Origin of the sequence: Gilliamella sp. B2824 (assembly GCF_026536245.1) — a bacterium.
Classification (GTDB): Bacteria; Pseudomonadota; Gammaproteobacteria; order Enterobacterales; family Orbaceae; genus Gilliamella.
In genome coordinates this window covers 16,172-41,328 of sequence record NZ_JAFNON010000015.1, presented here as the reverse complement: position 1 = coordinate 41,328, position 25,157 = coordinate 16,172, and the positions used below count along the sequence as shown (strand labels likewise).

Here is a 25,157-nt window from a genome sequence, read left to right as displayed (position 1 = left end):
TTCACTCAGTCAGTATAAACAATTAACATAATCATAATTGTTTATTTCCAAAAATGTTTTATCCGAAAAACTATTTTCAAAAAATATTATTTGAACAAATAAGTTAAATATAAATATCTTACTTTTGAAGTTTCCCTTACATATAAGGCTAACTCGTATGTAGTTTTTTACTATGCGATATATTTTTGTTGAATAATAAAAATTGTAGAAAATAAAAAGGGCTTTACAGCCCATTTCCTTGTCTAAAAAATAGTCTTTCCATACTTTTTACCACGTTTTTTGACAATTTTTCAGAGAGTTTTTGCTTACGTTGATAACTGACCGAGATAATTTTATGGGTATCTAAATGCGATAAGATAAAGTCATCACTGGTACTAATTTCGTCAACTAAACCTTTATCTTTAGCTTGAGTAGCAAACCAATGTTCGCCGGTAGCAACTTCATCTATATTGATATTAGGCCGATATTCTTTCACAAAATCCTTAAATAATAGATGCGTTTCTTCCAGCTCTTGCTTAAATTTTTGACGACCTTCATCCGTATTTTCACCAAACATCGTTAATGTACGTTTGTATTCACCTGCTGTCTGTAATTCAATATCGACATCATGCTTTTTAAGTAAACGGTTGAAGTTTGGAATTTGCGCAACCACACCAATTGAACCAACGATTGCAAAAGGTGCCGCGACTATTTTATTGGCGGTACATGCCATCATATATCCACCACTTGCTGCGACTTTATCGACAACGGCGGTGAAAGGAATATTACGTGTTCTAAAACGTAATAGTTGCGAAGCCGCTAAACCATAACCATGAACGACCCCGCCTGGGCTTTCAAGCTTAACGACAACTTCATCTTCGGGTTTAATAATGGCTAAAACCGCAGTAATTTCTTGGCGTAATTCGTCAACTTCATGTGCATCCATACTGCCATTAAACGATAACACAAATAGCTTTGGCTTGGACTTTTGCTGTGGTTCGCTTAAGGCTTCAATAGCTGAACTGTCTACAGCCGTGGTATCTGTCGTTTGTTCACTGCTTTTTATTTGTTGTTTCTTTTGTTTAATCGCTAATTTTGCTTGTTTTTTCTCATTTTTTTTCTGTTTTTTTAGATCTTTATTAAACTGTTTAGCCTCAACTTCATCCATGCTAGAGACTAACATATCATCTTTAACTTGTTCGTATTCTTCACTGATATCTTTAACAGATAGGCGTCCTGCTGCTGTTACCGATTTTCGACGTTGACTAATAATAAAAATCAGTACCGCTAAAATAGCGACTACCACTGTCACGGTCTCAGCTAAAAAAAGTGCATATTGTGAAAAAAAATTCATTTAACAATTATCCTTAGAGTGAATGTTACAATTATTATAACAATATAATAAAGGAATGTGCCGAAAATTAACAAAGATAAAATTGTTGCTTTATTCGGCAAATCAAATTATTTATACTGATAGCCTAATTTACTGTTATATGAGAATTAAAATGTCTTTACGTCCAATTACCGAAATCGCCAAGCAAGCTAATATTCCTGAGGAGTTTGTACTACCTTACGGCAAATATGTCGCAAAAATTGACTTATCACTTATAAACGCCAACCAAAATAGAGAAAATGGTAAATTAGTCCTTGTAACAGCCATTACGCCAACGCCTTTAGGTGAAGGGAAAACCGTCAATACTATTGGACTAAGTGAAGGTCTAAACTATATTGGGAAAAAAGCAATTGCTTGTATTCGTCAACCAAGTCTTGGTCCCGTTTTTGGCGTTAAAGGTGGGGCCGCCGGTGGTGGGCAAGCCGAAGTATTACCCATGGAAACCTTAAATCTACATTTAACAGGTGACATTCATGCAATTACTGCGGCTCACGATTTAGCTTCTGCTGCATTGGACTCTCGTTTATATCATGAAGATCGTTTAGGTGATGAATTTACCGCACAAACAGGGTTAGCCCGATTAAATATTGATATCAATCGTATCGTTTGGAAACGTGTTATCGATCACAACGATCGTGCTTTACGCAATATTACTGTTGGAGTTGGTGGAGGCTTAAATGGCGTTGAAAGACGTGATGGTTTTGAAATAACAGCTGCATCAGAATTAATGGCAATTTTAGCGTTAGCCTCAGATTTACAGGATATGCGTGCTCGTATTGGTCGCATTATATTAGCTTATAATACGCAAGGCCAACCAATAACTGCCGAACAGCTTGAAGTAGCTGGCGCAATGACTGTATTACTAAAAAATGCCATTAATCCAAATTTAATGCAAACAGTTGAGAATACGCCGGTGTTAATTCATGCAGGTCCTTTTGCTAACATTGCACATGGAAACTCCTCGGTGATTGCTGACCGCATTGCATTAAAACTTGCCGACTATGTGGTTACTGAAGCTGGATTTGGTTCTGACATGGGAATGGAAAAATTCTTTAATATCAAATATCGTCAAGCAGGTATCAAAGCCGATTGCGTGGTATTGGTGGCAACTGTTCGAAGTTTAAAATCTAACAGCGGTAAATATAATATTAAACCGGGTCAAGCAATTCCAAAAGAAATCTCTGAATCTAATGTTGAATTACTTGAAATTGGCGCCGCTAACTTAGCATGGCATATCAAAAATGCCAAAAGTTATGGGCTACAAGTCATAGTTGCGATTAACCGTTTCCCACATGATAGCGAAGAAGAACTCGCATTCTTACAAAAATATGCCGTTGAACATGGCGCATTTGCTTGTGAGGTTAGCGAAGTGTTTACTAAAGGTGGCAAGGGTGCTGAAAAATTAGCTAACCATGTAATTAAAGCGTGTGAGATGCCAAGTGAAATTAAATTACCTTACCCTAACACAATGCCACTAATTGATAAAATCCAAACTATGGTGAAAAAATACGGTGCTAACAAAGCTAACCTATCAGCTAAAGCAATCGAAAATATCAAAGAAATTGAGGCATTAAAGCTCGATCATCTACCGCTATGTATTGCTAAAACACCAATGTCAATTAGTGCTGATGCCAACTTAAAAAATGTGCCAACCAACTTTGACGTTGACATAAGCCATTTAGCAATTTCAGCAGGGGCGGGATTTATTCGTGTTTACGCAGGCAATGTGATGACTATGCCAGGGCTTGGGACTAATCCGGCTTATCGACAAATCGATATTGACAAAGATGGTAATATTGTAGGTTTAAGTTAATGCAAGAAGTGATTATGCAAACCAAACAACAATATAAAGCGTTTATTGATGAACAAAACTGTATAGGTTGTGGCAAATGCATCCGCGTCTGCCCGACAGATGCAATTGTTGGCAGCAAGCAAGTATTACATACCATTTTGCCGAAGTTATGTACTTCATGCAGTAATTGCATCAATACCTGCCCTACCGACTGTATTACCCTAAGTACTTTAGGTGAGGCATTAACCGAAAGTGAAGAGTTACAATTAACACAAAAAAAACAACAACGGTTAAATCACAATCAACTGGTACCGCCAACGATCTTATTTCCGCGCACAATGGAAGTTAAAAACACAAGTGATACGAGTCAAAAAGATCGAAAACAATCCATTGCTGATGCAATAGCCAGAGTTAAGGCAAGAAAAAACCTCGCTAATTAGCGAGGTTTTCAATTTAAGCAGAATAAATGCTAACAACCCATTGAACTGTTAGCATTCTCAACAATTAGTCTTTATTGTTACTTCTAAATGCGCGCTTACGATCATTTTCAGTTAAATGACGTTTACGTAAACGAATAGACAATGGCGTAACTTCGACTAACTCATCATCATCAATAAACTCTAATGCTTGTTCTAATGACATTTTCACTGGTGGTGAAAGCGTGGTTGCCTCATCAGTACCTGATGCTCGCATATTGGTTAGTTTTTTACCCGTTAAACAGTTAACAGTTAAATCATTAGAGCGTGTATGAATACCAATAATTTGACCTTCGTACACTTCGGCACCATGACCCAAGAACAACTTACCACGGTCTTGCAAGCTATAAAGTGCATACGCTAATGCTTTACCGGTACCGTTAGAAATCATCACACCATTATTACGTTGACCAATTTCACCAGGACGAACATCATCATAATGACTAAAAGTCGAATAAAGTAAACCAGTACCTGAAGTCATTGTCATAAATTCCGTTCTAAAACCGATAAGACCACGACTAGGAATGACATAGTCTAAACGCACACGCCCTTTACCATCTGGTAACATATTAGTTAGATCACCTTTACGCAAACCAAGTGCTTCCATCACTGAACCTTGATGTTGTTCTTCAATATCAAGCGTTACTTGTTCAAAAGGTTCTTGTTTTTTACCGTCGATTTCACGATAAATAACTTTAGGACGCGAAACACCTAACTCATAACCTTCACGGCGCATATTTTCAATTAACACAGATAAGTGCAACTCACCGCGACCCGACACTTTAAATGCATCAGGATCAGGCGTTTCCTCAACACGAAGTGCCACATTATGAACCAGTTCTTTTCTTAAACGTTCAAGAATTTGACGAGAAGTGACAAACTTACCTTCCTTACCGGCAAAAGGTGAACTATTAACATTAAAGAACATGGTAACCGTTGGTTCATCTACGGTTAACGCAGGTAGAGCTTCAACACAACTATTATCACAAATCGTATCAGAAATACCCAATTCACCAAGACCAGTTAAAGCAATAATATCACCCGCTTCGGCAACTTCAGCTTCATAACGTTGCAAGCCTAAATGACCTAAAACTTGACCCACTTTACCAGTACGTTTGTTGCCCTCACTATCAACAATTGTTACTTGTTGATTTGGTTTAACTCGACCACGTTTAATACGGCCAATCCCGATAACACCAACATAATTATTATAATCAAGTTGTGAGATTTGCATTTGGAATGGACCATCTAAATCGACTTTTGGTGGCTCAACATATTTCACAATTGCTTCAAATAATGGTGTCATGTCTTGCGCCATATGCTCATGATCAAGACCTGCAATACCCATTAATGCTGAAGCATAAACTATTGGGAAATCCAACTGTTCATCAGTTGCACCCAAATTAACAAATAGATCAAAGACTTGATCGACAACCCAATCAGGTCTTGCGCCTGGACGGTCAACTTTATTAATAACAACAATTGGTTTTAACCCATAAGCAAACGCTTTTTGTGTTACAAAACGGGTTTGTGGCATAGGACCATCCATTGCATCAACCAGCAATAAAACCGAATCAACCATCGACATTACGCGTTCAACTTCACCACCAAAATCGGCATGTCCTGGGGTATCAACGATATTAATGCGATACCCATTCCAATTAATAGCCGTATTTTTAGCTAAAATAGTAATTCCACGCTCTTTTTCAAGCGCATTTGAGTCCATTATTCGCTCGTTATCATCACCACGCAAATTATCAAGCGTGCCCGATTGTTTCAACAATTTATCAACCAATGTTGTTTTACCATGGTCAACGTGCGCAATAATGGCTATATTTCTTAAATTTTCAATCACAATTAAAATCCCAATTAGGAGACAGATTCTTTAGGCGCAATATTGTACACCTTTTTACTCGAAATGTTGATCTATATCACAAAGTTTATTTATCAGACTATTTATTGGTAAAAAATCAATAAAAATCTTATTGTTTTACACCATCTAAAACTGATGGAGCACAGACTTGCTGATAAAATTGTGCGGCAAATTCATCAACCTTAGCCCAATTGGTATATTCAATCACAGGTTTAGTCACATCAGTATCGCCCTTTCCTAACCACATAATAAAGCGAATCATATTACGATCGAACCAATTATATTGAGGATAATAAAGTGCACCAGCAAAAACCGCTTTAATGGTCGGATTCCAGGCAATTTTAGCTAAAAACTTTTTAGTATATAAATTGGTTTCTGGCGTATTTTTATTTGGCTTACGAGCCACCACATTGACACCAAAAAAACCAGATCGAATGGTATTTAATTGCTGATAATTATCATCGATAAATTGCTTCATCACTTTACTATAAAAACCATAACGTATTGAAGATCCCAACAAAACTGCCTGATATTTAGTTAAATCAATATGGCTATCAGGCAAAAGTTGAATAACATCACAGTCGCATTTATCACCAAGCTGTGTTTTTATGCGTTGCATGATTTTGAGGGTTTGCTTTTCATGCGTAGTATAAAGTAATAAAACTTTCACAACATGACTCATAACATTGCTTCCTTATCTAATAAGACATTGGCAAATTTCACTATTACTTTTTTCATGATAAAAATTAATAAATTCGGGGTGATTTCATTAAAAACTTTGATTATAGTAATAAACAAATTTACACAAAATTAAAGAAACCGGACAGATTATGACGATTTCAGTTCCAAAACTTAGTGCTATTATTTTGGCGGCAGGGAAAGGCACACGGATGTACTCCAACCTACCTAAAGTTTTACATAAAATTGGCGCTAAACCGATGTTACAACATGTTATTGACACAGTTCAACAACTAAATATCGATCAGATCAATATTGTTTATGGTCATGGAAAAGAGCAATTAGAACACGCACTCAAAAATCAACCTGTGCACCTTATTTATCAAGCAGAGCAGCTCGGTACGGGACATGCAGTACAACAAGCTATTCCTCATATTGCAGATAACCAAGACATTTTAATTTTATACGGTGATACCCCGCTCATATCACAACAAACTTTAGAAAACTTAATTACCAGCAAACCAGAACAAGGCATAGCACTATTAACGGTTATACTTGATGATCCAACAGGTTATGGCAGAATAGAACGGAAAAATGATCAAGTCGTTGCCATTGTCGAACAAAAAGATGCGTCACCAGAGCAACAAAAAATAAATGAAGTCAACACCGGCATAATGCTTGTTACTGGTAAACTACTTAAAAAATGGCTATCGCAAATAACCAATAACAATGCCCAAAAAGAATATTACCTAACCGATATCATTGCGCTGGCACATCAAGATGGCTACCCTATCCTGACATCTCACCCCGTGCAACAATTTGAGGTAGAAGGTGTAAATAACCGCTTACAATTAGCCACCCTAGAACGCCAATACCAGCATCAACAAGCACAAAACTTATTACTAGCGGGTGTAACATTACTCGATCCTAACCGCTTTGATTTACGCGGTACACTTACCCACGGTAAGGATGTCACCATCGACAGTAATGTTATCATTGAAGGGCAGGTAAAGTTAGGCAATAACGTCACCATTGGTGCAGGTTGTATTTTAAAAAATTGCACTATTGACGACAATTCAATCATAAGTCCTTACAGCATAATCGAAGATTCAACCATCGCACAGCAATGCACTATAGGTCCATTTGCTCGACTCAGACCGGGTTCACAGCTTGATGAACAAGCCCATGTAGGTAACTTTGTCGAACTCAAAAAAGCTCATCTAGGCAAAGCAAGCAAAGCGGGACATTTAAGTTATCTTGGTGATAGTGAAATCGGCAACAACGTCAATATTGGCGCAGGCACCATCACCTGTAATTACGATGGCGCAAACAAATTTAAAACCATTATACAAGATGACGTATTTGTCGGCTCCGACTCTCAGCTAATTGCTCCAGTTAACATTGGTAAAGGTGTCACTATTGCTGCCGGCACAACTGTCACCACCAACGTTAAGGATAATGAATTGGTAATAAGCCGAGTAAAACAAAAACAGATTTCTGGTTGGAAACGTCCAACAAAGTTAAACAATAAGGAATAAATTATGTGTGGAATTGTGGGTGCTATCGCCAAACGTGATATTGCTGAAATATTACTGGAAGGATTAAAACGTCTGGAATACCGAGGATATGACTCAGCAGGACTTGCTATTATCTCACCAACAGGCGAACTGCAACGCGTTCGGCGTGTAGGAAAAGTACAAGCATTAAAAGATGCGGTTGAAGCCCATCCACTTAAAGGCAGTACAGGAATAGCCCATACCCGCTGGGCAACTCATGGTGAACCTGTCGAACGCAATGCCCATCCACATGTATCAGATTTTATTGCTGTTGTTCACAATGGTATCATCGAAAACTTCGAACCTTTACGTGAAAAACTCATTGCCAAAGGTTACCAATTTCGTTCAGAAACTGATACAGAGGTGATTGCCCACTTAATTCACGACATCATATCAACTGAAGGTTGCTCATTATTTGAAGCAGTACAAAAAGCCATACCTCAATTAAGAGGTGCTTACGGCACCGTTATAATGGATACACGTAATCCCGATATTTTGGTTGCGGCTCGTTCAGGCAGCCCTCTCGTGATTGGCTGTGGTGTTGGTGAAAACTTCATTGCTTCCGATCAACTTGCCTTACTGCCGGTTACACGTCAATTCATCTATTTAGAAGAAGGTGATATCGCACTAGTAACACATCGCACCGTGACCATATTAGATAAAAACTTTCGCGAAACAACGCGCCCTTGTGTTGAATCTGATGCTAGATACGATGCCGGAAGTAAAGCTGGTTTTAATCACTATATGCAAAAAGAGATTTATGAACAACCAAACGCCATTAAAAATACCCTTGAAGGTCGTATGCAACATGGCAAAGTTGACTTATCCGAACTGGGTGAAAAAGCTGAAACCATCTTAAAACACGTAGAACATGTACAAATTGTTGCATGTGGAACAGCGTATAATGCCGGCATGGTTGCGCGATATTGGTTCGAAGCTTTAGCGGGTATACCTTGCGACGTCGAAATCGCTTCAGAATTTCGTTACCGTAAACCTGCTCGTCGAAAAAACAGCCTATTTATTACCCTATCCCAATCAGGCGAAACCGCAGACACTCTAGCAGCACTACGGTTAGCGAAAGAAAATAACTACCTAAGCACATTAGCTGTTTGTAATGTGGCGGCATCAACACTAGTACGTGAAGCAGATTTGGTACTCCTTACCAAAGCAGGGGTTGAAATTGGCGTAGCATCGACTAAAGCCTTCACGACGCAATTAACCGTACTCCTTTTATTAGTTGCCAAACTTGGGCGACTCAATGACATGGCCGAAAGCACCGAGCAAGCAATAGTCCATGCACTACAAACCTTACCAAATCGTATAGAACAAGTTTTAATGACAGAGCCAGAAATCAAAAAACTCGCGGGGCAATTTGTCGATAAGCATCATGCGCTATTTTTAGGACGAGGTGATGAATACCCAATAGCCATGGAAGCGTCCTTAAAGCTAAAAGAAATATCCTACATTCATGCCGAGGCTTACGCAGCAGGCGAGCTCAAGCACGGCCCATTAGCACTCATCGATGCAGATATGCCTGTCATCGTGATGGCACCAACGAATGAAATGCTAGAAAAATTAAAATCCAATATCGAAGAAGTTCGAGCGCGAGGCGGTCAACTATACGTATTTGCCGAACAAGAAGCAGGATTTGTCAGTGATGACACAATGCACATCATCAACCTACCACATATAGAAGAACTCACTGCGCCAATCTACTACACGGTTCCAACACAGCTACTGGCGTATCACGTAGCATTAATTAAAGGAACAGACGTCGATCAGCCAAGAAATCTGGCAAAATCGGTAACAGTAGAGTAAGTTTCGCTATATAAAATGTGAGGAATTAATGTAGGTTTTGATATCATCATCAAAACCTATGTTTCCACATTAAACCAATCAGATAAAGATTGAAAACACTTACCCAAAAAAATCTTTATAACAATTAAACCACTTTTTCCCCTGATAAAAACGCATATTTGACTGCTACAAAGCCAAAATTGAATTGGTCGTTAACCAATCAGTGAGTCATTAAAAATAACAAAATCACCAATATTCTAACTTACGATAAAAAGTAGTATTGGTCACACCATCGGGCGTTATGCAATACCCATATGTCCAATCACCGTGTTGATTATGTTTAGCAAATGTACATTTGATATTGTATGAATTCGAATTGTCAGTTTGATTATTTTTAGATTGACCATTATTCACATCATCATCAATGCTTTTACTTTTGACTCTTATCAACCAACCAGCTGGATTATAGAAATATTCACCTAAACTACACCCATCATCCCAGCATTCAGTATAACGAACAACTTTATTATTTGCGTATTCATATCGCCTTTTTAACGGTTGTTGCCAAACCGCATCATCAGTATTTTTCTCAATAAGTTGACCTGACTGATTATAGATAAGTGAACTGACATTTTGTTGCTTATCATCAACAATCGAAGTAATGTTCTGCTGTTCATTTAATTTAAACCAAAGTTTTTTATTAAGATATTTGATTGAATGAACGGAATAATCAACATCAATATTATACTGTGCATCACTGGTAATAGCTTTTTCAAAAAAACCTTGCTCATTTGCATGGTAAATTGTTTTTAACGGGCCATCATTATCTTGAGCGTAAGTTGTAATTATCTGTTTTTTTATTATTTTTTCAGTAGGCATGAATTCAGGATCGGAAAAGATATTATAACTATTATTAATATGGATAGGATTAATTTCGTTTGCAAAGCACAATCCATTAAATAAAAAAAGACAACTTAAACTGATTAAAAATTTTTGCATAATTCGATTCTGATTATTTTTTGTTATTTAAATTTATAAAAATTATACAATTAATCTTACAAAGATGCATTAATAAAACTTACGCTTTAAACATAGTTTACCGATACCCCTTATGGCTTCCGCAAAAATTGTGATCTTAATCACAAAAATAAAAAATAGCCCCATACAAACACTGTGACCCTGATCACATTTGTCAATTTTTTTGGATGAATCAAATAACGATATCCTTCTACAATAGCTGCATAATGATTATATCAATCAATAAGGAAAGATTTAAATTATGACAAGTGCAAACATCAAATTGAAAGTCCAAAATTTTGGGCGATTCCTAAGTAATATGGTGATGCCCAATATTGGCGCATTTATCGCTTGGGGCTTTATCACCGCGATTTTTATACCTACCGGTTGGTTTCCAAACGCGACCGTAGCTAAATTAGTTGAACCTATGATTACCTATTTATTGCCACTGTTAATTGGATATACAGGCGGTAAATTAGTCCATGGTGAACGAGGTGCGGTTGTTGGTGCAATCACAACGATGGGCGTTATAGTCGGTTCGTCAATTCCAATGTTTTTAGGTGCAATGATAGTCGGTCCACTTGGAGGATGGGTCATTAAACATTTTGATAAAGCTGTTGATGGTAAAATCAAAAGTGGATTTGAAATGTTAGTGAATAACTTTTCGGCCGGTATTATTGGCATGTTACTCGCTTTATTGTCATTTTTTGCAATTGGCCCTTCTGTTGTTGTCGCATCAAGTGTATTAGCGCAAGGTGTCGATTTTATGGTCCAGCATAATTTGTTACCATTAACTTCAATCATTGTTGAGCCAGCTAAAATATTATTTTTAAATAATGCCATTAACCATGGTGTATTTTCACCTTTAGGAATTCAACAAGCAGCTGAGCACGCTCAATCAATATTCTTTTTGATCGAAGCAAATCCCGGTCCTGGTTTAGGTTTGTTAGTTGCTTATATGTTATTTGGTAAAGGCGCGGCTAAAGGCTCAGCAAGTGGCGCGGCAATTATTCATTTCTTTGGTGGTATTCATGAAATTTACTTTCCCTATGTGTTGATGAATCCTCGCTTAATTATTGCCATGATTTTAGGTGGCATGACTGGTGTATTTACATTGACGTTATTTGGTGCTGGATTAAGTTCTCCCGCTTCACCTGGATCTATTATTGCGGTTCTTGCTGTAACACCCAAAGATTCGATTGTTGGTGTAAGTGTTTCAGTACTTGCGGCGGCGGCTGTTACTTTTGTGGTTGCATCAATTCTATTAAAAACGACTAAATCTGCAACGAAAAGTCTTGATGAAGCAAAATCCGATATGTCGGCAATGAAAAGTGAAGCAAAAGGTAATAAAAATAGTGAATTAGATTTAACTCAAGTGAAAAAAATCATTGTTGCCTGTGACGCTGGAATGGGCTCAAGCGCAATGGGTGCTGGCGTTTTACGAAAAAAAATTCAGGATGCTAATTTAGATATTAATGTCAGCAACACCGCGATTAATAATTTACCGATTGAAGTCGATATTGTTATCACTCATAAAGATCTCACCGATCGAGCTAAACAATATGCCCCTAACGCACATCACATATCATTAACTAACTTTTTAGATAGTGAATTGTATACTCAATTAGTTAATGATTTAATCCATGCTAACAATAAAAAATCATCGACTGTATCAAGCGACAACTCACAATCGTTTGGGCATAAACCCTTATTTAAGCTAAGCGAAAAAAACATTTTCCTAAACTTAACAGCCAACACCAAAGAAGAAGCGATTCGTTTTGCAGGTCAAAAACTCGTGGATAATGGATATGTAAAACCCGCTTACATCGAAGCAATGCTTGAACGTGAAAAATTAACTTCTACTTATTTAGGTGAATCGATAGCTGTGCCACATGGTACTATCGAATCCAAAGATGAAGTCATTACAACAGGTATTGTATTTTGCCAATATCCATCGGGTGTTCAATTTGGTGAAGAAGAAAGTGATAAAGCCAAAATAGTCATTGGTATTGCCGCTCGCAATAATGAGCATCTAAGTGTCATTGCAAAACTAACTAATGCACTTGATGATGAAAGCATTATTGCTAAACTGGCTAGTACAAATAGTATTGAAGAAGTTTTAGCGATATTAAGCTAAAACAAGGTGTAATTCATTTATTATGAAATTACAACTAATAAATTGATTATTAAATATATTGTTAAGGGTCATTATTATGCAAGCATTACACTTTGGTGCCGGCAACATCGGCCGAGGTTTTATCGGAAAATTACTCTCAGACACAGGCATACATGTTACCTTTGCTGATGTAAATCAACAAATTATAGATGCCATTGCTGAGCGCCATGAATATCCGGTAAATGTGGTTGGCGAGCAATCGACGACAGAAATAGTTAAAAATGTCGATGCTATCAATAGTACATCAGCAGAAGTTATCGACTACATCACTAAGGTCGATTTAATTACGACAGCGGTTGGCCCACAAATTTTAACGAGAATTGCCCCTGCTGTTGCCCAAGGTATTATTGCCCGACACCAACAAGGTCAGACAAAACCACTCAATATCATTGCTTGTGAAAACATGGTACGCGGTACTAGCCAATTTAAGCAAGAAATTGTTAAAGCCTTACCTCAGCACCTACATCAATGGGTAAATAGTCATATTGGTTTTGTGGATTCTGCTGTTGATCGCATAGTACCGCCTGCAACATCAAAAACAGGCGATATACTTGAAGTTACCGTTGAAACTTTTTCTGAATGGATTGTGGACGAAACCCAGTTTGTTGGCACCATTCCATCAATTAACGGAATGCAACCAGTTGATAATTTGATGGCTTTTGTCGAACGCAAACTATTTACGCTAAATACGGGACATGCTATTACCGCTTACTTAGGCTTTTATAATAATATTAGCACCATTCGTGATGCAATTTTAGATGAACGAATTCGGTTAATTGTTCGCGGAGCAATGGAAGAAAGTGGTTTAGTATTAATCAAACGTTATAATTTTGATGAACAAAAACATATGGCGTATATCGAAAAAATCTTAACCCGTTTTGAAAACCCTTATTTACACGATGATACTGCTCGAGTAGGACGCCAACCAATACGCAAATTGGGTGCCGGCGATCGTTTAATTAAACCGCTTCTTGGAACCGTTGAATATCAAGTTAAAAATACGAATTTACTTATTGGTATTGCAGCAGCACTTAACTACCGTAACAACGATGATGAACAAGCAGTCGAGTTGGCCAAACTTATCTTAGAAAAAGGTGTAAAACAAGCTTTTTCCGAGCTCTCAGGTATTGATGCTAATAATCCTATTGTTAAGCAGATTGAAGAAATTTATACTGCAATGCAAAATCATCAATTTATTTAACTTCTAATGCCCGAATCGATATTACAAGAAGATACGATACTTGAAAAACTTAACCAGCAAGCTGATATTTACAACTTGCTGGTAGTTGCAATTAAATTAATTAATGACAGTGTTAATCAATTGATTCTAAAGGTTTTTCGTAAAGAGCCGCATGCTATAAAATTTGTGATCCCCTCGTTAGTGGGTAAAAATGGACCGCTTAATGATACCTCTGTATGCTTAAAACTACTGTATGCTTTAGGCATTATCAGCCGTGAAGATTATGAAGACATAGAACTATTAATTGCCATTTTAGAAGAACTTGAACAAGATGATAAAAGCTACTCCTACCTAGATGATGAAATTCTAGGACCAATTAGCTTATTACATGACATGGTACTGCCACCTAATTGGGCATCACAACACGAAAAGGCCAAGCAATCGGGTATTGTTGACACCTTAAAATCGTCCATGTTTCACAATCGCTATCAACAAATGATTCGTTCAGCATTAATCATCGCGATCACAGATTTGACACTTCGAATTGTTAATAAACAAAAAATTGATTATTTCCCATAAATTTTGCAGTGATTTGACTTAATTTACCTGAAAAAGTAATGCGTTTTAATCATGGCTTTTGTTATTACATTCAATGTTGGCTAAAAGCTTATAACTAACGATTTAATTGAGTGATTATTTTTTTCATAAAATTATCGATTATTTAGTCATTTTATTATTCTATTTGAGCTTTATTTCCCTCAGTTACTATTAGTCGGTATAATGCCTACAATTTTATTGTTAAGTGGATTATGCATGAAAACATTATTTGCCAGTACTTCACGAGGTCTGGAAGAGTTATTAAAAAAAGAGTTGGAACAAATTGGCGCTAGCGAGTGTAAAATTGTGCAATCGGGCGTCTATTTTAATGCTGACGAAACAACATTATATCAATCGTTATTATGGTCTCGTTTAGCATCACGTATTTTATTACCTATTGCCGAATTTGATATTTATAGCGATTTAGATCTTTATTCGTGTGTAGTTAATATTAAATGGACGGATATTTTTGCGGTCGATAACTCGTTTGTGATTAATTTTATTGGCGTAAATGATTTTATTCGCAATAGTCAATATGGTGCCTTAAAGATTAAAGATGCCATAGTTGACCATTTTACAAGACATACTAATGAGCGACCTAATGTAGCTAAGCAAGATCCTGATATTCGTCTTTATGCTTATCTTAATAAAAATCGCGTTACACTTTCTTTAGATTTAAGTGGTGACAGTTTACACCAGCGAGGCTACCGCCAACAAACTGGGCAAGCACCGTTAAAAGAGAGTTTAGCTGCGGCAATCATTATGCGCTCTGGCTGGCAAAACGATGAACCATTAATCGATCCTATGTGTGGATCGGGCACACTTCTAATCGAAGCGGCAATGATCGCATCAAAAATTCCACCAGGATTATACCGTAAACAATGGGGATTTTTTGCTTGGAAAGGATTCAACCCAACACGCTGGAATGAACTACTTTTTGCCGCTAAACACAATGTTTGCAAAAGCACGACCCCATTTATCGGTTACGATAATAATTCGGTTGTTCTTCAGCGCGCTGAACAAAATGCAATTCAAGCGGGAGTAGGTGAATTAATTACTTTTGCTATGCAAGATGTCACTCAACTCACTAACCCTTTGCCTACAGCGCCTACAGGGATGATTATTAGTAACCCACCTTATGGAGAACGCTTAGAAAGCGAACCTGCACTTATTGCCTTACATACGGCATTAGGTCAACGAATTAAACAAAACTTTGGTGGGTGGCGATTATCATTATTCAGTGGTGCACCACAATTATTAGATTGCTTACAGATGCGCGCCGATAAACAGTTTAAAGCCAAAAATGGACCTTTAGATTGTGTGCAAAAAAATTATGTTATTGCTAAACGAGATAATTCACAATCACTCAATTCACCAACTTTACCAGCTTTGGATTTCACTAATCGATTACGTAAAAATAAACAAAAACTGGAAAAATGGGCGGCACAACAACAGTTAGAATGTTACCGTCTGTATGACGCTGATTTGCCGGAATATAATGTTGCAATCGATCGATATAAAGATAAAGTCGTGATTCAAGAATATGCTGCGCCGAAAACTATTGAAGAACAAAAAGCCAGACAACGTTTGTTTGATACTATCAACGCCACGATGTCAGTACTTGAACTTAATGCCGATCAATTAGTGTTAAAAACCCGTGAAAAACAGAAAGGTAAACAGCAATACCAAAAACTTGCACAAAAACAAGATTACTTTTTAGTGCATGAATATGCTATTAACCAACGTCGTACCCAATTTTGGGTCAATGTCACTGATTACTTAGATACGGGTCTATTTTTAGATCATCGTTTAGCACGTAAAATGATTGGCGAAATGAGTGAAGGTAAAGATTTTCTCAACCTATTTGCTTATACAGGCAGTGCAAGTGTTTATGCTGGGCTTGGCAACGCTAAATCAACAACTACAGTTGACATGTCTCGCACCTACTTAGAATGGGCGGATCGTAACTTAAAACAAAATGGTTTAACAGGTAAAAAGCATCGTTTAATTCAAGCTGACTGCTTGCTTTATTTAGCACAAAGTGAAGAACAATTTGACTTAATTTTTATCGATCCACCAACGTTTTCAAATTCAAAAAGAATGCATGATACGTTTGATGTGCAGCGTGATCACCTAAAATTGATGACTGATTTAAAACGCTTATTACGACCTAACGGCACGATTGTTTTTTCCAATAATAAACGCGGATTTAAAATGGATGCTGACGGCATGCTAAAATTAGGACTGACCTATCAAGACATTACCGACAAGACCCAGTCGCTAGATTTTAAACGTAACAAACATATACATTGCTGTTTTATTGTTAGACATAAAAAATAAAATATTCCGGAAGGTGACAAATTTAGGATGCAGTCTAATCTGCATCTCTTTACTTAAAATTTTTAAAACGTGAATGTGAAAATTTACGACTTTACAATGTGTTAATTACAGAATAACGGTCTAAAAATTAAAACTAAACGTGGAAGTTCGATACAATGGTGATGCTTTGCCTATTTGCAAATAAAACTTGTTTTGTGCTTGTTGATGCATAGGTTATCTTCGTTGAAGATGATGACTGCCCGTTCAAAATATCCAAAATGTGCTGAACTTGAAATTTGTGTAATACAAAATGTGAAGCAATAAACTTTTTTAGACACAAAAATTGAGGAACAGTATTTTTGGACCAAAAAACACAGATGTCCTCATCAAAGGACATCATAAAATAAAACTAACGAACTACTAATACTGAAGTCTGAGCGCCTCGTACCACGCCCGATGCATTGGATCCTAAAAGGTGAGTGGTAATATTTGGTCGCCTTGATCCTAAAATAATAAGATCAGGTTTGATTTCGTCAGCTAAAGCTAGAATTTCATCTCGTGGATTACCAAAAGCAATTGAAAATGATAAATTTTCACGCGGTAAATTAATCGAATCAATTAACCTGTGTAGTGCTTGCTCGGTTTGTACGGTTGCTTGATCTTTAAATTCATCAAATCCAAATGAATAGGCATTAACTATGGCCGATGCGACAGGTAAAGTATGAAAAAAAATAACTTTGGCATTGGATAATTTCGCTAAACATTCTAAATGCGGAATGACTTTTTGGGTTAATTCGTCCTCAAGGATATCAATAGGAACCAAAATTTTTTTATACATAACTGTTACCTCGCTGTGTAAAAATTTATAACTTACCTATTTTTTTTAATAGCTCTTGATTCATTCATCATACTCGCTTTTAATTGATTAACGAATGATTTTTTGCATCAAAATCACTTCCTTAGCTGAATTAAGGTTATGAGGCTTGCACAGTTGAAATCCAAGTTTTCGATACAAAGCAACGATATCTGTCATTGCCGATAAAATGTTGGTACAAACTTTTTCATAACCAAGTAATTTTGCTTGTTGCACAGCAAGTTTAATCAACTCTTGGCCAATACAAAGTTGTTTATATTCATTTTTTACATATTTATGTATTAATTCAGCAGTGGAATTATCATAATGGCGAAGACCAATACAACCTGCAATGCTTGCCGAAGTCGAAACACCGATGTGAGCAAGTATTAACATTCCTTTAGGGTATAATGCAGTGTGTACAATGGATTTAAATGCATTCTCCATAGTTAACGTGTACAAACTTGGACAAAAAAGATTAGCATATTCAGAAAAAAGTTGTTTCCCTTGTTCAAAATCACATGCTGTTTTAGCAATCTTATAAGTAACTAAAGGCATAAGACATTTCCTGAGCATTTACAATGACTGTTCAATAAACTTACACCTATTTTTCGATTAAATCATATTCATTATTTTTATTAATGCCATAGGTAACGTCATTGTTATAACAGTGTAGATGTTACTTTAAACTTTAAGCTGGTTTAGTTAATTGATTGTTAAATAATAAAGCGATAACATAACAAGCAATCAATGGTTAATGATAATTACTTAGTTAACTCTCTAAATCATAAGTCGTTATCATTATCTACGTATGATCGAATTAAAATTGGAGGCATATGACTAATATCATTTACAGATGTAATATTAAACCCACATTAACACAAGCTATTACGCTATATAATAATTGCAGTTTAGGTGAACGCCGCCCTATTGATGATCATAAGCGGTTTCAAGCTATGTTAGATAATGCAAATCTAATTGTTACTGCATGGGATAAGGATACCCTTGTTGGTATTGCCCGTTGCTTAACCGATTTTGTTTATATTACTTATTTAGCTGATCTTGCAGTTGATAATAGATACCAAAAACAAGGTATTGGTAAACAATTAATCAAAGAGGTACAAAATTATACAGGTTTAGATTGTGCGATTACTTTGCTGGCAGCACCGCAAGCGGTAGAGTATTACGGTCATATCGGTTTTAATTGCCATCCCTCAGCTTGGATAATAAAAGAAGAACTTAAATGAGAATAATCTTAGCATCAACGTCACTTTCTCGAAAAAAAGTATTAGAAAAGTTAGCTATTGCTTTTCAATGTGTTCCACCTATTTGTGATGAAACGCCATTACCGAATGAATCAGCAGAACAACTAGTCATACGCCTATCAAAACTTAAAGCACAATCATTGATAACTCAATATCCTAATTGTTTAATCATAGGATCTGATCAAGTGGGAGTTTTAGAGGATAAAATTGTTTGTAAACCCCATACTGTTGAAAACGCCCGCCAACAATTACGTAACAGTAGTGGTAAATCCTTCTATTTTTACACGGGTATGACGGTTATTAACACCGCTAGTGGACAATCGAACACAATATGTGAACCTTTTAAAGTGACGTTCCGCCATTTAACCGATGCAGAAATTAATGCCTATATAGCAAAAGAAATGCCACTACAATGTGCTGGAAGCTTTAAATGCGATGAATTAGGGATTACGTTATTTGATAAGTTAGAAGGTGATGATATTAATTCATTGGTGGGATTGCCACTATTAAAGCTCAATAAAATCATGATAGAAATGGGCTGCAATCCACTTTTCATGTAATACACATATTTTATGTTATATATGCAAACTATTCGACCAATCGACCAGCTGCCATTTTCATTATTTTTTGGCTATAATTTGCAACATCATGGTCATGTGTCACAATTAATAGCGCTGTTCCTTGCTGATGAATTTCGGTTAATAGTTGCATAATTTCAGTCGAGCTTTCGTCATCTAAATCACTTGTGGGTTCGTCAGCAATCACGATTTGTGGCTGACAAATCAAAGCACGTAAAATAGCAATACGCCGCATTTCACCACCAGACATATTTGCTGGATAAGCATCTTGCAGATGGCTCACGTTTGCTTTCTCTAACAGTTGTTGTGCATAAGTTAGGCTTGTTTGATTGGCGCGCTTAGTTAGATAAAAAGGTAATCGTATATTTTCAAGCGCAGTCAAATTAGGTAATAAACTACTGCCTTGAGGAATATAACCAATATTCTGATTTCGAAATGCTGAAACTTGCTCATCATTAAGTTCAAAAAGATTAGTATCATTAATGGTAATTTTGCCCTGAGTTGGCGTCAGTAACCCTGCAATCATATTAAGTAAAGTCGTTTTACCACTACCGGATTTACCCATAATACAAACAAAATCACCCTGTTCCATATTGAAGCTAATATTATCCACAGCTGAAAAAGTTTGTTGTGCGCGACGATAATCTTTACGCAGATTTTTAACGCTAAGTAACATTATTCCCCCTCTCTTAAAGTGCTGTAAGTATCAAATTTAGTCATAGATAAGGCAGAATAAATACAAGATAGCGGACCAATAATCACTGTGAGAATAAACACAATTACGGCATATATTATTGCATCAAATAACGAAATATTGACACATGGCAAACCAATTGATTGACAAATTAATAAACTAAAAGCATAAATCAATATAGCAGCAATCACAATGCCAGCAATACCACCTAATGCACTAATTATTAATGACTCTTTTAATAACATTTTAATCAAATCACTGCGTGATGCCCCAAGTATGCGTAATAAACTGATCTCGCGTTTACGTTCGTTTAATGAGGATGAAAAAATAACAAAGATCACAATAATAGCTAACACCCAAAAAATAGCCGATAAACTGTACACAATAGTTGAAAATCCACTTAACCATTTTGCAATATTACTTAACATACCTTTAGTCATGACAAAATCGATATTATAGTCCATGGCAAATTTTGGCATGATTTGATTAATAATATCTTTAGGTTGATAGTCATGATTTACTTTAATAAAAATAGAAGAAGCATAATCAGTAAAATGATCAACATCACCTTCTATTAATTTAGCCTCTTTCATTAGTTTTTGCGCAGCTGACATTGTCATAAAAACTGAAGTGTCAAAACCCATGCCTGTGCTATCCATTTTAGCTGCTATTTTAAAAGGCTGATTGAAAAATAGGATCTCATCACCCACTTGTGAAGTAATTTTAGCACCTACAACAACTTGATTGTCGGTTAATGGCTGGCTTAGTTGGGTTTGTAACCATGGTTTAATAACAAAATCACTTTGCTCATCAAAGCCAATTAATTGTACTTTAGTCGTACAACATCCCGCATTCAATGAAGCAATAAAAAGCTGCGGTGAAATAGCTTCAATCCCTTTAATATTTTTAATTTTATCAATTAAATCCACTTTTAGATAAAAACTACTTGGCTCACCCCGTAATAAAGCAACTTCCATATTCTTTTCATAACCATAAGGCACAATAAGAATATCAGCCCCTAACCGATCGGCCATGCCTGAAATGCCTTGACTAAGATTTTTCATTAATACACTGCCACCAAATAGTGTGGCTGAAAAAAGGGTAATAACAATAATCAAACAACAACTACGAAATGGTCGTCTTTGAATATTTTTCCATGCTAAATGAGAAATAGTAATCGGCTTTTCTTGCATGTTAATTTCCTGCAATTATTGAGCTCTTTATTTATCTATTAATATTTATAATGATAAATTCTAAGCGTTAACTTGTTTAAACTAGTCATAATTTTGCTAGCTTATTTGTTACTCGTATCTTTTGGATATTTTATTTAAATAGACTAAATTGATGATTGATACCACAAATGATAATCCAGAGAGTAAAACCAAAGCAGGTTTAGCACCCATATTGCATCGCATCATCTCGTTAGGGCAAACACCAATTAAAATAGTTGGAATCGCGGCTGCTAATAACGAGATGCAAGCTAATGACATTGTTAATCCCATACGAACAAATATCGTGCGGCTAAATAGCATTAAAACTCCAATGGCTATGACTAAACTACCGATGCCAAGTTCTGCTCTTAACGTCCAAAAACATCTCATAATTTTAGCGGGTGCACTATGCATATGTTCACTACCTGCTGCTTGGCTCATTGCATCAACCGGCATAGCTGAAGGTTCTGGTAAAGGGCAAACAGGTAAAATATACATTGGAAACAATATCAATAATGCGCCTAGCATGATAAAAAACAGGGATGAAATCATGCGATTTTTCATATAATAAACCTCATTTAATGGTTAATTATCAATAATACTTGCCACTTTACCGTGTTCAAGTACAACTGTAGTTTGAGCATGCCGAGATACCTCAGGTGAGTGAGTCACCACTATAATAGTGCTCCCTTCTTCATGCAGTTGATGTAATAAATTCATAACCATTGCTTCATTGTTTTCATCTAAATTACCGGTTGGTTCATCGGCTAAAATTAGTTTAGGATAGTTAATTAATGCTCGAGCAATACAAACACGTTGCTGTTCACCGCCTGATAATTGTCTTGGTAAATGTTTTGCTCTGGCCGCTAAACCAACGCGCTCTAGAGCCTGTAATGCTTCTTTTTCGTCAACCATACTGTGATAATACTGCGCTACCATTACGTTTTCTAACGCTGTTAAGTATGAAACCAGATGAAATTGTTGGAAAATCAATCCAATTTTATCACGACGGATTTCGGTCAACTGGGGTAGAGAAAGCTGGGTAATATCTTGCCCATCAAAAATTACTGAGCCTAATGACGGTTTATCCATACAACCGATAATATTCATCAATGTCGTTTTACCACTACCTGAAGGTCCCATAATAGATAACCATTTACCTTCCTCAACAGCTAAATTCACGTCTGAAAGTGCATGTAGTGAGCCATATATTTTTGATACATTCTTTACTTCGAGTATATTCATACTTAGATCCTATTCACCTCGCAATACGAGTGCGGGTTCAACTTCAAGAGCACGTTTTACCGGAATTAAACATGCTATTACCGTAACAAGAGCAGAAATAATAATTGTTGTTGGAATAAGATAAAACTCAATAATTATTGATCGCCCAAAGACATTAGTACTAATAACTTGTGCAAAAACAAGCCCACAAACTACACCTATCATGCCACCAATGATACCTAATACCAACCCTTCAGCTAAAAACTCTTTAGCTATGCTTTGATTATTTGCCCCAATTGCTTTTTTGAGTCCAATTTCTTTACGGCGCTCCATCACAACAGTCATCATCGTTGTCGCAACGCAAATCATAGTAAGCACTAACACCACAAAAGTGACCAAATAAAGTAATGATGAGAGTTTACCTAAAACTGAAGACTCTGATTGTGTTACCCATTTTATTAAATGGGGATCGATAGTATTAATGTGGCTTTTGATTGTTTCAACATAGTGTTTTAATTCTGCTTCAGTAGCAGTTATACTCACTTCAACCACTTCAGCCTGATCGGATTCTTCAAGTAGCACTTCTAAATCATGTAAATCAATAAATATAAATCCATCTTCAGCTCGCCCTGTTTTAATAATACCTGTAATTTTAAGATCTTCATCAAAGCGCGAATCTTGTTTAGATTTACCCGAAATCGGCATCGTACTGCCAATTTTCAGTTTGGTAAAATTAGCAATATCGGTACCAATCATGATTTCATTCGGATTTTTAGGTATTCTTCCTTCGATTTGCCAATAAGGGCTAGTTTTGGTCACTTGTTCGAAGTTAGTACCCACAATGGTATAAGGATGCTGATTGCTACGAATAGCATCATAACGGAAAGGCGTGACGCCTAAAAGCTTGTCTTGAGGAAGTAAATTTACTGCTTGTTTCACATCAGCAAGTGGCATAGTCGGTTGATTATTAGCGGGCATAAATAATAAATTTGCGCCATAAGAACGAAACTCTTGCCCCATTTGACGCGGAATATCATAGCATAATGTTATCATTCCAAGTAAAACAGTAGCACCAATAGCAACCCCTAGCAATGCAATCATAATTCGCGATCGGCGACGAATGAGTGAGCTAAAAATGGTTTTGATAATAAAGCGTCTATTTTTATTCATCATAAGCGACTTACCTTTGTTTTTATCGACCATGTAATACATCTGTTGGACGTAAAAACATCATTATTCGTAAAGCGGGTAAACTACCGACAAAGGTAATTAAACCGACCATAATTAATACTAACGGAATAATAATCATTTTCGGCTCGACAAATGAACCAAATACCGTGTGACCAATAATTTGAGCAAACCCCAAGCCAATAAAGTAACCAAAAACTCCACCTAACAAGGCAATAATCAATATTTCAGTTAATATCAGCATTACGACCGCTGTATTTGTTGCCCCTAATGCTTTAAGTAAACCAATTTCAGTGCTTCGCTCAATAACATTGGCAGTAACTAAATTTGAAATCGCCAACGCCGAGCAAATTAACGATAAAATGGTTAATAGCAACATAAGTAATTGTGTTTTTTGCAGTATAGAACCTTCAGATTCAGCGACTTGCATAATCGCTTTAACCCGAACATCTGGCATTAATTCTTCAAGTTGATAAGCAATTGAACTAATGTAAGCGGTACAATACCAAGTATCCCATTCAGTTCTTGATAAACTATTTGGATCTTGTGCTGCTTTACGTGCCAATTCGTTTTCTGGTGTGGTTAATGCACTCACTTCAACTCGTTCAACAAGCCCTTCTTTATTTGCTAACTTTTGGACCACCGGCAGGGAGACATAGAGCTGTGAATCTTCTACTCCACCACTGTGGAAAATATTATTAACTGTTAACGTTAATGAATTATTTGTTTGTGGAGAGGTAATATTGATGGTATCACCTAACTTTAAATTCCACTGTTTAGCGACAGTTTCGCCCACCATGACACCTTGTAAATTATCATCTTTCATGGTGTTACCTTCAATTGTCCACCATGATTTCATGGCTAACATACCGGTATCAACTTCATCCCCAGTTGGAATAGTCAGGTGTTTATTAAACCAAGTGCCCACAATGGTAATAGGTTTACCATTCAAATTAGCTTGAGCTGTTAGATAGGGAGCAAAATCGACAATGTTATAAGCCCAGAAGATCATCTTAATTTTGACTAAATCATCTTGTTTAATGTACTGCATAGCTTGTTGTTTGCCATTATTATCGTCGAGTTGGTACATTTCACTAACAAGCGCTGTTCCGCGAGGGACAATATTTAAATTAGCACCATAAGCCTTTAATTCTTGATTCACTTTATCACCAACATCAAACATAACATTTAACATGGCTGTTGCAAGTGAAACACCGAGTGCTACTGTCAAAGCAATTAAAAATAATTTCTTTTTTTGACGCACTAATACACTAATTAACATTCTGCGAAACATAAACTCTTCCTTTGGTA

Annotated in this window: 22 protein-coding genes; 10 read left to right on the top strand and 12 right to left on the bottom strand. The window is 36.5% G+C overall.

What is annotated here, in order from left to right:
- Positions 1–223 precede the first annotated feature (223 nt).
- A complete protein-coding gene (gene sohB / locus J3U56_RS11345) occupies positions 224–1,333 on the bottom strand; it encodes a protease SohB (protein ID WP_267367781.1) in 1,110 nt (369 codons plus the stop codon).
- 139 nt (positions 1,334–1,472) lie between these two features.
- On the opposite strand from sohB, the gene J3U56_RS11340 reads away from it, so the two are divergent.
- Positions 1,473–3,185 carry a formate--tetrahydrofolate ligase gene (locus J3U56_RS11340; RefSeq protein ID WP_416380359.1) on the top strand — a complete coding sequence of 571 codons (1,713 nt, stop codon included), beginning with the start codon at positions 1,473–1,475 and terminating at the stop codon, positions 3,183–3,185.
- On the top strand, positions 3,185–3,604 hold the full coding sequence (locus tag J3U56_RS11335; protein WP_065634698.1) for an RnfABCDGE type electron transport complex subunit B: 420 nt from the start codon (positions 3,185–3,187) through the stop codon (positions 3,602–3,604). The genes J3U56_RS11340 and J3U56_RS11335 overlap by 1 nt, the downstream gene beginning before the upstream one ends.
- 64 nt (positions 3,605–3,668) lie before the next feature.
- On the opposite strand, the gene typA is transcribed toward J3U56_RS11335, so the two are convergent.
- Together typA and hemG are read right to left on the bottom strand one after the other, a co-directional pair.
- Entirely contained in the window at positions 3,669–5,495 is a 1,827-nt protein-coding gene (gene typA, locus J3U56_RS11330; protein ID WP_323849443.1) for a translational GTPase TypA, read from the bottom strand.
- A gap of 127 nt (positions 5,496–5,622) precedes the next feature.
- Positions 5,623–6,195 carry a menaquinone-dependent protoporphyrinogen IX dehydrogenase gene (gene hemG / locus J3U56_RS11325; protein WP_267333470.1) on the bottom strand — a complete coding sequence of 191 codons (573 nt, stop codon included), beginning with the start codon at positions 6,193–6,195 and terminating at the stop codon, positions 5,623–5,625.
- A gap of 148 nt (positions 6,196–6,343) precedes the next feature.
- Here hemG and glmU point away from each other — a divergent pair, with 148 nt between their 5' ends.
- On the top strand, positions 6,344–7,729 hold the full coding sequence (gene glmU, locus J3U56_RS11320; protein WP_267333471.1) for a bifunctional UDP-N-acetylglucosamine diphosphorylase/glucosamine-1-phosphate N-acetyltransferase GlmU: 1,386 nt from the start codon (positions 6,344–6,346) through the stop codon (positions 7,727–7,729).
- 3 nt (positions 7,730–7,732) lie between these two features.
- Positions 7,733–9,565, top strand: a complete 1,833-nt coding sequence (gene glmS, locus J3U56_RS11315; protein ID WP_267333472.1) for a glutamine--fructose-6-phosphate transaminase (isomerizing) — start codon at positions 7,733–7,735, stop codon at positions 9,563–9,565.
- 225 nt (positions 9,566–9,790) lie between these two features.
- On the opposite strand, the gene J3U56_RS11310 is transcribed toward glmS, so the two are convergent.
- Positions 9,791–10,543, bottom strand: coding sequence for a hypothetical protein (locus tag J3U56_RS11310; RefSeq protein WP_267343911.1), 753 nt, complete (start codon positions 10,541–10,543; stop codon positions 9,791–9,793).
- Between the two features lie 280 nt (positions 10,544–10,823).
- On the opposite strand from J3U56_RS11310, the gene J3U56_RS11305 reads away from it, so the two are divergent.
- The 4 genes from J3U56_RS11305 (at position 10,824) to rlmKL (ending at position 16,854) form a co-directional block, all read left to right on the top strand.
- Positions 10,824–12,698, top strand: coding sequence for a PTS mannitol transporter subunit IICBA (locus J3U56_RS11305; protein ID WP_267333474.1), 1,875 nt, complete (start codon positions 10,824–10,826; stop codon positions 12,696–12,698).
- A gap of 76 nt (positions 12,699–12,774) precedes the next feature.
- On the top strand, positions 12,775–13,938 hold the full coding sequence (locus tag J3U56_RS11300) for a mannitol-1-phosphate 5-dehydrogenase (RefSeq protein ID WP_267343912.1): 1,164 nt from the start codon (positions 12,775–12,777) through the stop codon (positions 13,936–13,938).
- Between the two features lie 6 nt (positions 13,939–13,944).
- On the top strand, positions 13,945–14,496 hold the full coding sequence (locus J3U56_RS11295) for an MltR family transcriptional regulator (protein WP_267333476.1): 552 nt from the start codon (positions 13,945–13,947) through the stop codon (positions 14,494–14,496).
- 234 nt (positions 14,497–14,730) lie between these two features.
- Entirely contained in the window at positions 14,731–16,854 is a 2,124-nt protein-coding gene (gene rlmKL, locus J3U56_RS11290; RefSeq protein ID WP_267343913.1) for a bifunctional 23S rRNA (guanine(2069)-N(7))-methyltransferase RlmK/23S rRNA (guanine(2445)-N(2))-methyltransferase RlmL, read from the top strand.
- Positions 16,855–17,242: 388 nt separating this feature from the next.
- Here rlmKL and J3U56_RS11285 read toward each other — a convergent pair whose 3' ends face one another.
- Together J3U56_RS11285 and J3U56_RS11280 are read right to left on the bottom strand one after the other, a co-directional pair.
- The gene (locus tag J3U56_RS11285; RefSeq protein WP_267333478.1) at positions 17,243–17,671 is read right to left on the bottom strand and encodes a universal stress protein; all 429 of its coding nucleotides are present in this window, start codon (positions 17,669–17,671) and stop codon (positions 17,243–17,245) included.
- An 87-nt stretch (positions 17,672–17,758) separates the two neighbouring features.
- Positions 17,759–18,244, bottom strand: a complete 486-nt coding sequence (locus tag J3U56_RS11280; protein ID WP_267343914.1) for a GNAT family N-acetyltransferase — start codon at positions 18,242–18,244, stop codon at positions 17,759–17,761.
- A 278-nt stretch (positions 18,245–18,522) separates the two neighbouring features.
- Here J3U56_RS11280 and J3U56_RS11275 point away from each other — a divergent pair, with 278 nt between their 5' ends.
- Together J3U56_RS11275 and J3U56_RS11270 are read left to right on the top strand one after the other, a co-directional pair.
- Positions 18,523–18,933 carry a GNAT family N-acetyltransferase gene (locus tag J3U56_RS11275; protein ID WP_267343915.1) on the top strand — a complete coding sequence of 137 codons (411 nt, stop codon included), beginning with the start codon at positions 18,523–18,525 and terminating at the stop codon, positions 18,931–18,933.
- Positions 18,930–19,511 carry a Maf family protein gene (locus J3U56_RS11270; RefSeq protein WP_267343916.1) on the top strand — a complete coding sequence of 194 codons (582 nt, stop codon included), beginning with the start codon at positions 18,930–18,932 and terminating at the stop codon, positions 19,509–19,511. The genes J3U56_RS11275 and J3U56_RS11270 overlap by 4 nt, the downstream gene beginning before the upstream one ends.
- A 28-nt stretch (positions 19,512–19,539) precedes the next feature.
- Here J3U56_RS11270 and J3U56_RS11265 read toward each other — a convergent pair whose 3' ends face one another.
- From J3U56_RS11265 to J3U56_RS11240, 6 genes are all read right to left on the bottom strand, one after another.
- Positions 19,540–20,205 carry an ABC transporter ATP-binding protein gene (locus J3U56_RS11265; protein WP_267343917.1) on the bottom strand — a complete coding sequence of 222 codons (666 nt, stop codon included), beginning with the start codon at positions 20,203–20,205 and terminating at the stop codon, positions 19,540–19,542.
- Complete coding sequence (locus tag J3U56_RS11260; protein ID WP_267367776.1) at positions 20,205–21,416, bottom strand: ABC transporter permease; 1,212 nt, start codon at positions 21,414–21,416, stop codon at positions 20,205–20,207. The genes J3U56_RS11265 and J3U56_RS11260 overlap by 1 nt, the downstream gene beginning before the upstream one ends.
- Before the next feature lie 108 nt (positions 21,417–21,524).
- On the bottom strand, positions 21,525–21,998 hold the full coding sequence (locus J3U56_RS11255) for a DUF4418 family protein (protein ID WP_267367773.1): 474 nt from the start codon (positions 21,996–21,998) through the stop codon (positions 21,525–21,527).
- Positions 21,999–22,019: 21 nt separating this feature from the next.
- Positions 22,020–22,679: an ABC transporter ATP-binding protein gene (locus J3U56_RS11250; protein WP_065634679.1), complete on the bottom strand. Its 660-nt coding sequence runs from the start codon at positions 22,677–22,679 to the stop codon at positions 22,020–22,022.
- 9 nt (positions 22,680–22,688) lie between these two features.
- Positions 22,689–23,831, bottom strand: coding sequence for an ABC transporter permease (locus tag J3U56_RS11245; protein WP_267367770.1), 1,143 nt, complete (start codon positions 23,829–23,831; stop codon positions 22,689–22,691).
- A 19-nt stretch (positions 23,832–23,850) separates the two neighbouring features.
- Positions 23,851–25,140 (bottom strand): ABC transporter permease, encoded by a 1,290-nt coding sequence (locus J3U56_RS11240; protein ID WP_267367768.1) that lies wholly within the window; start codon positions 25,138–25,140, stop codon positions 23,851–23,853.
- Positions 25,141–25,157 lie beyond the last annotated feature (17 nt).